Below are 16,211 nucleotides of genomic sequence, written 5' to 3' on the forward strand. Positions count from 1 at the left end.
GTAGTCAACTGTTCCTGCAAGGTATTCCCTGCGTCATCTTGCAGTTCAAACTCGACACCCTCAAGCAGTTCGCCTTGTTCACCGGTTTTCGTCAGTTGAACCGCACCAGTGGATTGTTCGTTTTCCATAGTAAGTTGTAACGTCTCTTGTTGATTAAACACAATCTCAAACGGAATCGGTTCATTATCTAACTCATGACCAAACGGTGCTTTCGTTTCAACCAGTTCATAATTTCCTGGCTTTAAGTCCTCAATCAAGAGTTTGCCATTCTCATCCGTTGTCAATTCGGTCTGAAGGGTGTTTCCGGCTTCATCAAGTAGCTTAAATTCAGCTCCTGATAGAGGCTCGTTCAATTCACCCACTTTCGTTAGTTCCACGGATCCAGGAGTTAATGGGTTTTCAAAACTAACTTCTTCAGTTTCCGTTTGTCCTAAGGCAATTTCAAACGGAATCGGTGTATTGTCCAATTCATAACCAGGGATCGTTTTCGTTTCGACTAATTGATAATTTCCCGGTTTTAAATCGTTAATCAACAATTCGCCGTTACTATCGGTTGTCAAATGTTCCTGCAAAGTATTCCCTGCGCCATCTTGCAGTTCAAACTCGACGCCCTCAAGCAGTTTTCCTTGTTCACCGGTTTTCGTCAATTTAACCGAACCAAGTATATAATCATTTTCTTTCGTTACTTCAACTTGCTCCGTTTGATAAGCACTCTCTATTTCAAACGAAATCGGCGTCTCATCTAACTGATACCCTTTAGGTGCTTGTGTTTCTACAAACTCATAGCTTCCAGGTAATAAATCCTCGACTGTGACTACGCCATTTTCATCGGTCGTTAACCCTGTTTTTACTTCTTGCCCATTTTCATTAAAAAGGGTAAACTTAGCACCTTGTAACGTTTCTCCAGCCTCATTGACCTTCGTTAGTTGAACAGAATTACTCATTTCCATATATGCACCAACACGTGGTGGTTCCACAGGCTGACCTTGATCAGTCGCCATGGCAAACGAGTTCCAGGCAGCACGTTGTTCAGGATCAATAGACGAATCTAAAACTTTTGGATCAACGTTCGTTGCTTCTGGAGCTTGCATTGAAAATTCAACCAACATATCTTGCCCTTCGATCCAATTTACACCGTCCTTCATTTCTATTTTAAATGAATGGATCGATGACCAATCCGTTACTTCGCTTTCCGTCATCCAATTCGGGTCCTCTGCACCAGGCGGATTTGACAGCTGGGTTGTAGAATCTGGATAGTCTGTATTTCTTGTTAGGTCATCACGTTTTGGATTTTTAGCCGTACTATAAAAAACATTTACTTTATTCTGCCATTCCTCTGGTAACGTAATAGAATTCGTCATGATAGGAGTAAATTGACTTCCACGATTCACATTATCCGTAATGCCTAAGTCACCTATTGAAGGCAAAACATCGATTAATGTCATATAAGAAATATCTTTACCAGTCGTATTCGTAAACAGTAACTGATAATCTATCTCGCCACCAGGTACCGTATGCCCAAAATACGTATAATCCTCATCGAGTTCCCCTTTCACTCGTTTTTCTGTCTCTAAATTATATTCTGAACGAATAAAATATTGGTTTCCTGATTTCAGTCGTGGTTCATTCGTTACACTATTCTGATTCAAATCTTCTTCATCTGTTTGCAAAGTTGTATCGGTGATCGCTGATCCATGACTACCGGGAACCTGTAAATCACTTTCCCCAGAAAATCCATATACATCAAATAATAGATTATTCGGAGCGCTTTCAGAAATGGTTACGTCTAATTCGGCTTCTAATCCATTTCCAGTGCGTAACAAGTCATCGTTCCAATGAACCTTAACCAATTGACGACCGCTATTATTATAGTTTTCATCTACTACTTCATAGTTTCCGCCCTCTGCAATGTTAGAATCGATGCTAGAACGTCCATCTGCATCCACATAATCAGGATTCGGATTATCATTTAATGTGACACCAGGTGGAAGTAATACCGTTGTTTCAAACGGTCCCTCCATGGCAGAACTAGAACTATCAATATTATTTAGATTCACCTTCATCCGGTTTTCACCAGTTGTTACCTCACCTTCTGTATGATCTAACAATTCGACTCCTACATATGCAGTAGGCGGTGGTGATGTTGGTTGATCGGTAATTTGAGCCGTTCTCGGTCCGTTAATCGTATCGACATCTTGTTGACCATATTGATAGTTAAAGCTATCCCCATTTCCATCGACGCCATATACATTAAATTCGTTTCTCACTTCACCCGTGTAACCAGACTCTACTTCAAAATAATACTTTGGTTTCCCGGTATTTAACATGCCATTAGGCGCATAAGTAAAATCATAGTAAATCGTACTTACTTGATCATCTTCTGTGAGTCCGAGACTTTCTCTCGTATACGTTGTACCTGTAGCCGCATCTTCCACTAATAACCTTTCTTCACCATTCACATCAGCTAATAGATTGAATGTTGGGTCTTTTTCTAGTGGGACACCAGCTGGATGATCTGCATTGGGACGATACACAAAACCGCCTGGTGTTTGTAACTCGTTAAAAATCAAATTCGGATCAATATCATAAGATGTTGTATACTGCTGAAAATCACCGTATTGCGATTCCTTCAAAGGCGAAATGCCATGCGTAAAACCTAAGAGTGCATCATCGTATACAACAGGATTTGGGTTTTTATTTTGAAAAGTCCCCAGATTTCCTTGTCCATCAGCAGGACCAATATGAACAGGCACATAATAATTCCCGTCGATCTCACCATTCGCTGTGTCTGAATCTACAATATCAATATAATCATATGCCTCAACCGTTTCAGTAGAGTCATCGATATACGTCACATTTGCACTTACATCATTTTGTTGCGTCGTATCTTGTGTGCCATCATCTACTTCTAAAAGTACTTGAATGGTCGTTGAATACAATTCCGTATCTGCATCTTTTTGCTCTTCTATCGTAGGCGCATCATATGTCCATGTTAATGTGTTTCCATCCTGCACGGGTTCTGGACCTTGTGCGGTTGAAACATAGCTTAGCCCATCTGGTAATGTATCCGTAATTATTATTTCAGAACCTTCTTTAAGATACATTTGCCCTTCTTTATTTTTGGGAATATCAAGCTTCATTTCCCATAATGTCGTTGAATTTGGCGTCGCTAAATTCAGATCATTATCAGTGACTTCTTGAAAAGTTTTCGACACATCGATAGAACTTGAAGTCGTAATCGCTACCGTCGCATCATCAGAAATGCTGGGTTGTTGATCTGCTTCAAATGATGCGTTTGCAGTAAGCTGCTCTCCATCAGGGGATAACCCATTGACTGTCGCCACTTCAATGCCTGTTTCGTATGTTCGCCCCGTTTGAATAGAGTCAAATTGATACGTTAATGTGTGTGCTTGTTCATCATAAGTAGGCGTTACACCATTGATGCTTAGATTGTCTACATTTTGTGAAAAATGAGTATAAGACGTAATCGGTAAATCTACTGTTACTTCAGCATTCGTATAGGATGTAACTGCAGTAGATCCTGTTAACTTAAGCTCCAAATTATAATTTGCAAAATGTCCTGATAAAATCTCGTCACTAACTGGGGACAGACTGATATCGGCATTTAAATTGCCTGAAAACGTCGTAATCGGACTAGAAGAGCTCGTATTCGTTGATTGCGAGGTATCAGAAATCGTAAAATCAAAAGCTTCTAAATTATTTTTATCTTGCCCAACTAATAATGTTACTTCTTCAGATAGATTGGTAAGTTCAAGCGTAATCTTCGAATTTTCTTCTGAATGGTTCGTGATTAGTAATGAATGATCTTCTTGATCATATTGAAGTTCAATTTTTTCACTATTTTTTCGCTCTGTTTTCTCTTGATCAAAATCGGCATCTTTTGGCAAAACCATGTGTAATGTCTCGATAGATGGATCCTCTAATGTTAAATAAAAAGTTGCTTGCTCTGTCGTTGAGCTAGAGTCAACTGATAGGGAGAAGCCATTGTCAGCTGCCATTAACGAATTACCAATATGGTATAATTGTCCATTTTGAAAAAATAATACAAAGGCTACTAGAATGAATAATAGATTTTTTTTCACGGAGCCATCCTCCCTTTTCTAAGCTGCATTCACCGAAGAACTAACAGTCAATTGAATCATCTATATAGATTTCAACATTTTCTCATATTATCCATTTCTTGCATTCCCCCTTTGGAATATGGTAAAAAATAAATATATTTCCAATTTCATTTTATTACTTTAATCTGAACATTTTTTGAACAAAATATTACTTTAAATCATTCATATATATGACTTTTTGCCCAAACAGGAGGAGCGACATGGATGTCATTCTATTTGACGATGAGCCACTTGCGTTGGATTATCTGGAAAATTTAATTGCAGGGATGAACAATTGGAAGGTATGCAAAAAATATTTAGATCCATTTATCGAAAATAAAGAAAAGTCTATCAATTGTGCGGATGCCATTTTCTTAGATATCTCAATGCCACAAGTAAATGGCATCGAATTGGCTAAAAAAATTCGTGAGATCAATCCTCAGATTCCGATTGTCTTTATCACAGCTTACGATAATTTTGCGTTAGAAGCTTTTGAAGTCAATGCGATTGATTACTTACTAAAACCTGTACAATTGGAACGATTACAAAAAACAATGAATCGACTGGAAAATTATATTTACCAGCAACAAGAGCATCATCAGTCCAGCACTCATAAGCAAGATGACTTATGGGTCTATGTCAGTGGAACATTTCAACTGCAACGCCCCCATCAACAACCTGAATTTATATCTTGGAGAACGTTGAAATGCCAAGAATTATTTTTATATTTATTACATTTTCATGATAAGGTGATATCAAAGTCAGAAATCGTGGAAACGTTATGGCATGATCTCCATCCAGAGAAAGCTTTTTCTTTGTTGTATGTTACGGTATATCAAATACGGAAGGTGCTGAGGCCCTTCAGTGACTACATGTCCATTCGCAATATACAGGGTGGATATCAGTTAAAATTACGAAACGTAAAAATAGATATAAAAGAGTGGGAAAATAATATAAGACAAGCACCCGAAGTATCCTCGCAAACATTAGCACAACATGAAGAAATCATGGAACGATATCAAGGACCTTTTTTACAAGGATTTGATTATTTGTGGGCAGAACCTTATCGATATCGTTGTGAAAAACTGTGGATCAACCAAGCGTATCAAATCGCTAACTGTTTATTTGAACGGAAAGAGTACGAACAAGCTGCATTATGGTATACACAAATATGTGATAAACAGCCAGAAGATGAAACAGTAAATTTTGTGCTTATACGGATTTATGCTTTTTTAGGTTATGGTCTTTTAGTCGATTATCAATTTTCAAAGTTAAAAGAGAATTTATTCGATTTGAATATTCCCATGAAGGAAGATATCGAATTATGGTATCAACAATGGAAAAACAATCCTCACTCCATGCAAAACACATTTTAAAAAGGGCTGTCACCTGTGAATTGCGGGACAGCCCTTTTACTTATGCTATGTTCTGTTTTTTCTGGAATAAATCAGTAACATCACGAACCCAACCGCTAAAGCACATATTGCGATCAGAATAATATTAAATGTGTTTGTTGCTGTGTTCGGTAACGGTCCATCACTCTCATCTGTTGAACCTGATGACTCATTTGAATCCTCTTCATTGGCAACTTGAGGGGTCCATGTATTAGTAATATCAAAACCATCTACGGTTGAACGGTATCCTCCCACCTCTTGTTCATCGATGGTGTATTCGTAAGCAACACCATTCTCATCATATTTTGGTAAATCTTCAAAACGATAGTGCCAATCATTAGCTGCTGTTACCTTCTTCGTTGTATATTGCTCACCATTTTGGTAAAGAACAACAACAATGGAAGACGGGCGATCTTGTTCGGTATCATTTTTCCATGTTTTCGTTCCTTCAATCGTCGTCGTTCCTACGCGACGATTCGTAATATCATCACCATCATAAGATGTTTCATAACCTTCGACGGGTTCTTCTTCCACATGATATTCATACGCAACGCCATTTTCATCAAACTTCTCTAAATCGGTAAAACGGTAGATCCAATTTGTTTCTGCCGTCACCTCTTTGGTATCCATCCGTTCACCATTTTGGAATAAATGAACTTGAATAGACGCTGGACGTTGATCAGATTCATTATCCAACCATGTTTTTGTACCTACAACATCCGTTTTTCCTACACGCAAGTTTGTGATGTCATAGCCATTCACCGTCGATTGATAACCTTCGATGGATTCTTCTGTAATCGTATAGTTGTATTTGACCCCTTGCTCATCATACTTAGGCAATTCATCGAACACATAGGTCCAATCACTTTCAGCAGTAACTTCCGCATCTTTTAGAAATTCCCCGTTCTGATATAGCTGGACGGTAATCGATGACGGGCGATCTGCTTCTGTACCATCTTTCCACGTTTTCGAAACCTCCACAGAAGTCGTTCCTGTACGAACATTCGTTATATCATAACCGTCATAAGATGCTTCGTAACCTTCCATTGGTTCTTCTTTGACCGTATATTCATACGCCACACCATTTTCATCGTACTTCTCTAAATCGGTAAAATGATATTGCCAATCCGATTCAGCAGTGACTTCTCGTGATTCAATGATCTCCCCATTTTGTAAAAGCTGAACCGTTATAACGTCTGGACGACTTTCTGAGTCATTGTCCAACCACGTTTTGGTTCCTTCAACTTCAGTCTTGCCTACACGAGTATTCGTAATATCAAAGCCATCAATCGTTGTTTCATAGCCTTCGACAGGCTCTTCTTCGATCGTATACGTGATCGCTTTTCCTTCACGATCGTATCCATCTAAATCAGAGAATGTATATGTCCAACCATCTTCGGCCGTTAATTCGGTTTCTTTAAAATTCTCACCGTTTTTGAGCAGTGTGATCGTAACTGAAGAAGGACGATCTTCCGCCGTTTCATCTTTCCAACCTTTTGTGATCGTTATATCACGTTGTTCTGCTCTCGTATTGATAATATTTGTACCATCCACTTCTGATTGATAGCCAGGAACCCCTTGCTCCTTGACTGAATATTCATAAGGGATGCCTTCATCAGTATATTTCGGCAAGTTGGTAAAGCTATATTTCCAATCTGATGCTGCAGTGACTGTCTGAGTATCGGCTACCACACCATTTTGCAATAGATTGACGGTAATTTCGTTTGGTCGGTCGTCCGCATGTTCGTCTATCCATGTTTTTGCCCCTTCTAATGCAGTTTCTCCAACGCGAAGGTTTGTTATCACAAAACCGTCTTGACGATCACCTGTAATTGATTTTACTTCATAATGATCAAATGCATCTTTTTCTTTTACTGTGTACGTATAGGCATTTCCATTTTCATCATATACATCAAGATCTTCAAACGTATGCTTCCAACCATCAGATGCCGTCATGGTCGTCTCTGCTACTGGCTCATCATTACGGTAGAGTTCAACGGTCACCTCTTGTGGCCGATCTTCTGTATCCCCATTATCTAACCATTTTTTCTTGACATCAATGGACGTTTGTAAGACGTTAATGAATCTAAAACCATCTTGCATCGTACCTGTCTTGTTCTGTAAACGATAGCCTTCCGGTGTTTTTTCTTGGACCGTATATTCATAAGCAACACCTTGATCATTAAATGCATCGAGATCTGCAAATGTATGTGTCCAATCTCCGCCTTCGTTTGGTGTAATGGTTACGGTATCCATTGGCGTATCTTTTTGATCACTACGATATAGCTCTACTTCGATTTGTTCTGGCCGCTTATCTGCACTGTTTTGATTGTCATTCCAAGTTTTAGTGACATCCACAGAAGTGGTTCCTTCGCGTACATTCGTAATTTTAAACCCAGTATCGGTTCCCTCAACGCTCGATTGATAGCCTGCTACATCAAGTTCTTCCACGCTATATTGAATGAGGTTCCCTTCTTCATCATACTTCTCTAGTTGCTCGAACGTATGGTGCCACTGCCCGTTCTCATCTGGTTCAATCACTTGCGTTTTCATAGGTGTCGATTGATCATTTTTGAAAAGTTGCACCGTAATTTCATCAGGTCTTGCTTCGGTTTCAGCTGTATCGACCCATTCCTTTTGAACCGTAATGTCAGTCGACGGGCGGTTATTCTGACTAGCTGATACGGTTCTTTCATGATGTACATCATCTAACGTAACTTCAACAGTAATTGGCTCAGAATTAAGTAAATAACCATCAGGTGCTTCCGTCTCAACGATGGAATACGTACCTGGTTTCAAGTTAGTAAACGTAACTTTGCCTGAGCTGTCGGTGGTACCTTCCAAGACTTCACTTGAATAATTCCCATCTTGATACGTTAATGTAAAAGTCGCACCTTCAAGGACATCTCCATTGATATCATCGGTTTTCGTCAATTCAACCGCTGTTGTTTTCACTTCATTGCTGACTGTTCCGATTTCAAGTGCTTCTTGTTGACTGCGTTCAATGGTAAAGTCGATACCATTCGCCGCTTTTTCTGAGATGTTGTATCCTGTTGGCGCTTTGGTTTCAACGAGTGTGTATTCACCAGGACGCAAATCTTGAGTATTCGCCATGCCATCTTCATCCGTTGTAATTGTACGAACTTCATTTCCTTCGCTATCCTGAATTTCAAACGTTGCACCTTGTAAGCCAGCGCCTGTATCCGCATCGACTTTTTGAACAGTAGCGTTCCCTGGAATCAGTTCATTTTCCACTGTTACTGTATCGATCGTTGTTTGTTTTTCCTCAATGGTAAAAGGGTGATCCTTATCATTTGGTTGATAATGTTCTTTTGCTGATGTTTCAGTGAAATAGTAATCACCAGCTGATAGATCTTCTACACGAATTTCACCGTTAGCATCGGTTGTGTACGTATCGACAATCGTATCATTAGCACCATCTCGTAACTCAAACGTAACCCCTTCTAATGGATCGCCACTCGTACCATCCACTTTCGTCAGTTCTACGTGACGTTTGATTTTTTCATTTGTTATCTCTACTTCTAAAGGGTCGCCATCAACAGTCACCGTTTGCTGATCATCAATGCCAACGACATAACCGTCCGGTGCATCTGCTTCTTTTAATACGTAATCCCCGTATAACAGGTTATTAAAGGTTACGACCCCATTTTCATTCGTTGTAGCTGTATCAAGTAATACATCACCTTCTGCATCGTACAATTCAAATACTGCACCAGCTAATGTTTTTGTCGGGTCGTCATCATCGACTTTGGTGACTTCGAGGCTGCCAACTTCACCAGTAATACCACCTGAAATGGCTGACAAATCAATCGCATTTGATACAGAATCGCCTGTATCCAACTCTTGCGTTTCTTCGGCGTTAAATGACGCCGTATTTTCCAAGTTGCCATCACCTTCATATAAAATATAAGTGTCATACGCTAAGACATAAGCCTCTTCAATCACTTCTTTGGCAAAGTCAATCGTGAAGGTTTGTTGACCATCCGCATTTTCTGTAATGGTTAAGGTATAGTCTTCTCCTTCGGTTAAAAGACGATCCGGATTTTTTGAAACGCCATCTTTCGTAACATTCGTTTCATATAGTTTGATCGTATCCTTCAGTAATTGTTGATTGATACTTGGTGTATCCGATAGGGAAAGGTTCGATACTTTCGATTGAGAAAAGTTAATCTCCACATCCCAATTGACCACGCGCGGATTATCCGGATTTTGCGTAGCATTCTTTGTCGTGAACTCTCCACCGTGATCTGGCTCGACCGTTGCTGGTAATACATCCGTATCATCATTACTACTAGTCACATTTGCTGTATTGTCATAGGATTCATGAACGATTTCACCATTCAAATCGGTGGTAAATTCAATCAAATACGGGCTAGTTATATCCCCTAAATCTACTTCGAACCCTGATTCATCGTTGCCCCCAGTGATTTCATTAATCGAAGCACTACTCACAGCGTCTCCTTTTTCATAACCATTCGTTCCACCGGTTAATGTCATGTGATAGACTTTGACGTCATCTATTGAGAAATTTTGATTTTTTTTAATGAGATCCTCTACTACCACATCATTCAGTGTTTCTTCATTATAATTCACACCAATTTGCCACGTTATTTCTTTGGTGACCGGGTTATAACTTCCATGTTTGAAGCCGTTATTTTTCGTATAATCATCTGGATCAAAGGTAGCTGAGTCACTTTTCGTTTTCGTTGCGCCTCCTGCAGTCGTCCACTCAATCGTTGCATCGTTTGTATATTGATCAACTGTTGAATCTACTGCATCAAAATCAATAGAAGTTGTAAACGTAATATCGACTTTTTGATCGATCGATTGATTAAAATCAATAACCATTTCTTGACCATTAATAGTGACATTATAGTCTGTACCTTTTTCCCACTCATTTCCACCGTGTGTCACCTTAATGTTTTCAGCAGTAAACCCTTGCGGTAAAGTGTCTGTAACAGTAACATTTTCCATGGTATATTTATCACGGTTCAATTCCATCGTCCAACTGGTTTCTTTCGCGTCATAATCCGGATTGCCATCATGCGATTTATAGAAAATACCGTGACTAATATTTTGTTCGCCTGTTACCGTATGGCTGAATTCATCACTAATTTCATTTACGACCGTGTTACTATCCATCACACGATCAGTTGCTGTCGTTTGATATTCAATTGTATATGCTTGGCTGATATCCTCGTTAAATTGGAAGTTAAAACCCTCCGTTGTCGAGGTGACATCATAATTTGCAGCATCGACTTGACTTGTATCCGTTACCTCACCTGTATCCGGGTCAATCGTAACACGTTCAACAGTAAAGCTATCCGCTACAAGTTCCTGATTTTCACCAAGAACATCTGTTAATTTTGCATTTGATTGGGAAATCTCTTTTTCATCGTAATTATACTTCACTTCCCATGTGATTGTTTGTGAAACATCATCATAATCAATCGCGCTTTTTTCTAGCGGCTGGCCACGTTCAACTGAAACAGATGCCTCCGCACTGCTTGAATCAACATTGTCTCCACTTAATGTGGCTCTATTGCTGTATGTTTCACCTGTACTATCGTTAATTTCAGTGTCATAGACGACACGATAAGCAGACTCAATGGTTCCAAGATCTAAAGGAAAACTGTTTCCAAAACCATGATCTGTGATCTCTGTGCTGCCAGTTATTTCTCCATTGGCATTTATATCAAGCTTGTAAACTTTCAAAGAGCCATCGATAAACTGATGATCGCCTTCTACCATCTCATCCGTTAATTCAGCATTTTCGATCGTTTGTAAATTTTTATTAAAATCGACGGTCCATGTGATTGTTTTCGTATTATACGATTTATCAGGAACCCCTTGTTTATCGATCGCAGAACCACCTGGCATGAATTTCACAGGATAGGAGATCGTATCTTCCCCTTGGATCGGAAATGTGATCTCTCCACCTTGAGCTGGCCCATCATAATGTTCATCAAATGCTGACTCTAATAAAATGTACCCTTCAATGTCGGAGTTATTTTCGATTTGCTCGTTAAATGTAATCTCAATCTTGTTACCATCCGTGGTGTACGAACCAAATACCGTTCCATCTGCAGTTGCTAACTCCTGTGGTTTTGCTACCGTTGGAATGGTGAACTGTGACGGTACTTCAATTGTGTATGTGGAACCATCGCCATAACTGTGACCATTTGGTAATGCAAAATCATAGCCCAGTTGAACCTTAAAATCGTCATATGGTTTTTCGACGACAATCTCTTCACCCGCTGGCAATTCTTCCGTTATACCATCACCTAGTATTTTTTCAAGCGTCACATCTGTCACTATGTTTTCGGTAATTTCCGTACTTTCTACCGATAACGCCTGGGTAGTCATTTCGGTTGTACTTTCTTTTGTTGTTTGTTGCTGTTCATTTTGCGATGTTGATTCATCTGTTTTGTTGTGTGTAGAGTCCGAGCTGGATGTATCTTGTGTGTCTGCTGATTGACTTGTTTCTGTTGTATTTTCTTGTTTTGTTGTCGTATCATCTTTCGAAACAGTCGCATCAAATTGAAACGCACCTGTAGCATCAGGAAGTGCTTCGATGGCTTCATTATATGTAACTGTGACCGTTTGATCAGCAGATACCTCGTATGTTCCAACCTCAGTTCCTTCAGCTTCATCTGTCAATGTACCTGTTTGCTTTTCTGCAACATGCAATTCACTTGGCAAAGATAAAGTTTCCGAATATTGCTTCTTTACGTCCAATCCAGAGACTGACCAATTGATTTGGACATTCGCTTTTGATTCTGACTCAATTGGCTCATCTAAGTTAATCACATTGCCATCTTGATCTTCTACTATTACATCTGTGAAAACCGTACGCTGATCGTCATTCGTAATTGCTTGCGCCGGTACCATCGTTTGAAACAAAAGCAAAAAGAGCAGAACTATACTCAATCTTCTCTTCATCGACTTTTTCTCCTCTCTTCTATTAAATTATTTGAATCTAGATGTCTAAATGAAAAAACACACAATTAATGATTGTAACCACCAACCCTTAACATTTTCTTAAACAGTTCGCGCAATCACATCATGAAGATTAGTAGAAAAGTACCATTCATGATGCTAGAAAAATTATGTTCGTCACCCTAGAATGATTATGCTGAAGCTAGAATTATATGACTCAGGCTAGAATTATTGTGCTGAGGCTAGAATCTCATGCGTCACGCCAGAATTATCGTGCTCACACCAGAATCCCGCGCGTCACGCCAGAAAAACCTAATGAAGCCAAAAAAACTTTCCTAAAGCCAAAAGAAGGGACGCGGGTCTCACACCCGCGTCCCTTCTCATTTATCTTTCTTCTGTTGACTTTCTTCCCTTAAAAAATGCGATACCTAATACCAAAAATACGAAGCCAACAAAACTCCAATTAAATTGATTCGTTGCAGTGTCTGGAAGCTCACTACTTTCTCCATCTCGCTTCAGACCACTATCCTCATCAACCTCTTCCACTGCTTCACCAGAGTCACTATCTTCATTATTAACAGAACGATCTTCTACATATTCCAACTGAGTTATCGCACGTTGTAATGTAATCAAAACTTGATCCACTTCATCTTGTGTGGAATGGCGACTATCCATTACTTCCCGGGCATGATTCACCGCGGTCATCACTTTTTCCCAAGAAGACGTTGTATAGTCAGTTTCATTCAATTCGTCAACCAACCTCACTTCTTCGACCAATGCCGATTTATCTATATCCGCCAACTTAGCCAACGTAAAATGTATCGTATAGGTTTCCGTAACCGATTGATCCTCAGAAGTCACGTGTACTTCTGCTTCTCCAGGTAGCTCATCAGGTAAAGCAATCTCATGTGTAGCAAATGGATCAACTAGTTCTACTTCAATCGTTGGAATTTCTGTCCTATTCGCCGGCAATTTGACATCGTAAGTCAATCGATCTGATGAAAAATCCGCTAGCTCTTCACCATTTACAAGTATATTCTCTACAGATGCGTCACTGCTTGGCACGATGACATCGCCGCCCATTACTTCCACTTCTCTAATCGCCATACATGTACTCGGCATCGCATCCATCTGCACACGAATTCGAGAAGTATTTACAGCTGAATCAAATGATACCGTTGCCTCATCTTTCGTCTGCACATCAACTCTTGTATTTGAAATTTCTTCCCAACTGGATCCATTCCAAGATTCGAGATAAAGCGATTCAGGTGGCCTTGTTCCCCCTTCATCATCGTAGAAGTGAAATCCAACTTCTACGATGGATTGTTTTTCACCGAAGTCAAGTGATACCCAGTCGCTCGCACGCCATTCCTCTGAGTCCCAGTTGGTCCAACGGTTATTCGAAAGATCCCCATCATTAATATGGTTTACATCATCCCATTGACCTGTAAAAGACGCACTTACTTCTGCTTCTAATGCAAGATTCGATACTTGTTGTCTCGTTACTCTCACCTTAGCAATGGCTTCAACATCTGATCCGTCAACCTCCCCATTGACGGTAAACTCTCCTAAATTTGCATATCTGTCCGCGTCAATTTCTTCCCAATCGATAGGGATTTTCACTTGTGTCCCAATGGAAAGATTTGCTGTCACTTCTTCTGGTAACGATGGTTCTTTTCCCATCGCTGTATACACTTCGACGGGATCAATGCTCGTCACCGTAGATGAGAGAGATTCAAGTACATACCATGATTGATGCGCACCACCGGTTGCTGTCCATAAGCCGACAGACGCCCCTTCATCCTGTGACTCTCCACCAACTTCCAATAACTTTCCACTGTTCTTATTAATGAATGAATAATCAGTACCGGTCGTTGACAACGTCCACAATTGCGCATCATGATTATCATCAGCAGCTAATACAGCCTTTCCGTCGTTATTGGTCAGCAATTCACCGGTAGAAGCATTGATTATTTTATATGTTTCTTGGTTCGTATAGCCATCTGTTACTTTTTTAAACGTCCACTTCTGAAGGTCTTTTTGATTTTCATTTGAATGTTGTACGATAGAAGCGTTCTCATTCGCTTTATCTAATGCTAACCCACTATTTTTGTTAATGATTTTATATGTTTTATCAGATTGAATGAAGCTATCATTCGAATCCACGCCTGCAACATCAGAGATCACAAATGTTGTTACCGATTTTGCATCTACTGTCGCTGTTAAACGATCGTTCTTCACAGTTATTGAATCTTTTTGCGAAATGTTTTCTTCAGCAGAAGTTACAAAAGGAGTCGCTTGTGCAGATTCGCTCACCGTTTCAAAACCAGACAAATCAAAATCAACCACTTGCTCTTCATCTGATTGATTCGTATGAACAACAACCACTTCTTGATTCTCTTTGTCCATTGCTGCTAAAGTATTCTCATCATCCGAACGAATAAATTGATCGCCCGGTCGAATAAACTTCGTATAGTTACCCATCGTATAAAATTTTTTATTCTTATGATATTCTAAGTCTTCAAAATCGTCCGGAGCAAAATCAACGTGAATGAGCCCCCAGTTCATATTCTCATGATCTGCATTCATGTTGACTTGGTCTTCAATCGCTTGCCAAAGAACCCATGCTTTTGGTTCAAGATTTGTAATATCTGATGTAATCCGCTCTGATAAGGCAAGACCTGGCTCTATATTTGTAAAATCTTGTGGAATGCCGCCTGGCCCTAAATCAACTTCAGACATCCAAAGACGTTTATTTTCAATTTTAGCTAGATCCCGAATCGCGGTGCGTCCTCCTGTTCCATACGTATGCACATTCATCTGACCTACATTATTTTTTGTGGCTTCGTCATAACTTTCCCAATTCGTTCGAAACTTACCAGGGTTCGTTTCATCCATGGCTGAAACCACCGTATCTAAATCAAATGCCTCTAATTTTTTGCTTACTTCTTTAATAATCTTAGCTTGAGATGCCGGATCCCAGTGAGACCCTTCCTGCCTCCCTTTTGCTCCCCAATAATCCGTATTGGGTTCATTTACTGGAGAAAGAGTCCGTATATCAATCCCCATCTCTTCCTTCAAATACGCTACAACTTTTGTCAAATAGGTGGCAAACTCCTCATATTTATCTGGTTGGAGATTATCTTGATTGGCATCTGTATTGCCTGAAGTATAACCACTTTGCGTCATAAAATAGGGAGGAGAGTTCGAAAATGCTTCAAATAGATTTGCTCCACGTTCTTTGGCTGCCTGTAACCACCATTGTTGATTCGCATCTTTATTCCAATCCCAATGATTCGGTTGACTAGGATCCCACCAATCTTCATCAACACTTACACCCTCTGGCGGAGCAAATTCATCTGGACGATTCCAATAACCTGGCACCGCACCACCTAAACGCATATAAGGTTCGGTTTCAGGTGAATCTTGGCCACCAATATTGTAACGCGCAATATTTAGGTTTAATCCCTCTTCACCAAAAAGTTCATCAGCCAATTCATTTTTGATCTCATCAGGCCAGCCACCCGTCACATTAGCAAACCAAACCAACGCTGTTCCCCATCCTTCAAAAGGTTCATGTTGATAACTTGGATCAAGCATAATTACTTTATTTGTTGCATCTGAGTTATTTATACTTACTTCAGCTGATCTTGATGTCGATGCGATGATAGGCATAACAAACACTGCAATAAAGCCTATGGACACTATTTTTTTGATCAGCTTATTCACTCTGTAT

General features: G+C 39.8%; 4 protein-coding genes. 1 reads left to right on the forward strand and 3 read right to left on the reverse strand.

Translation table 11 applies throughout. From position 1 onward, the window contains the following. The coding region (locus tag J416_RS12475) for a SpaA isopeptide-forming pilin-related protein (protein WP_003473043.1) at positions 1–4,103 on the reverse strand (4,103 nt) is incomplete at its 3' end. A 239-nt stretch (positions 4,104–4,342) separates the two neighbouring features. On the opposite strand from J416_RS12475, the gene J416_RS12480 reads away from it, so the two are divergent. Further along, positions 4,343–5,497, forward strand: a complete 1,155-nt coding sequence (locus J416_RS12480) for a response regulator (RefSeq protein WP_003473044.1) — start codon at positions 4,343–4,345, stop codon at positions 5,495–5,497. Between the two features lie 45 nt (positions 5,498–5,542). On the opposite strand, the gene J416_RS12485 is transcribed toward J416_RS12480, so the two are convergent. Together J416_RS12485 and J416_RS15170 are read right to left on the reverse strand one after the other, a co-directional pair. Next, positions 5,543–12,478 (reverse strand): Cna B-type domain-containing protein, encoded by a 6,936-nt coding sequence (locus tag J416_RS12485; protein WP_003473045.1) that lies wholly within the window; start codon positions 12,476–12,478, stop codon positions 5,543–5,545. Positions 12,479–12,859: 381 nt separating this feature from the next. Beyond that, complete coding sequence (locus J416_RS15170) at positions 12,860–16,204, reverse strand: glycoside hydrolase (protein WP_003473046.1); 3,345 nt, start codon at positions 16,202–16,204, stop codon at positions 12,860–12,862. Positions 16,205–16,211: the final 7 nt, after the last annotated feature.

This window comes from Gracilibacillus halophilus YIM-C55.5 (assembly GCF_000359605.1).
GTDB classification, from domain to species: Bacteria; Bacillota; Bacilli; order Bacillales; family Amphibacillaceae; genus Gracilibacillus; species Gracilibacillus halophilus.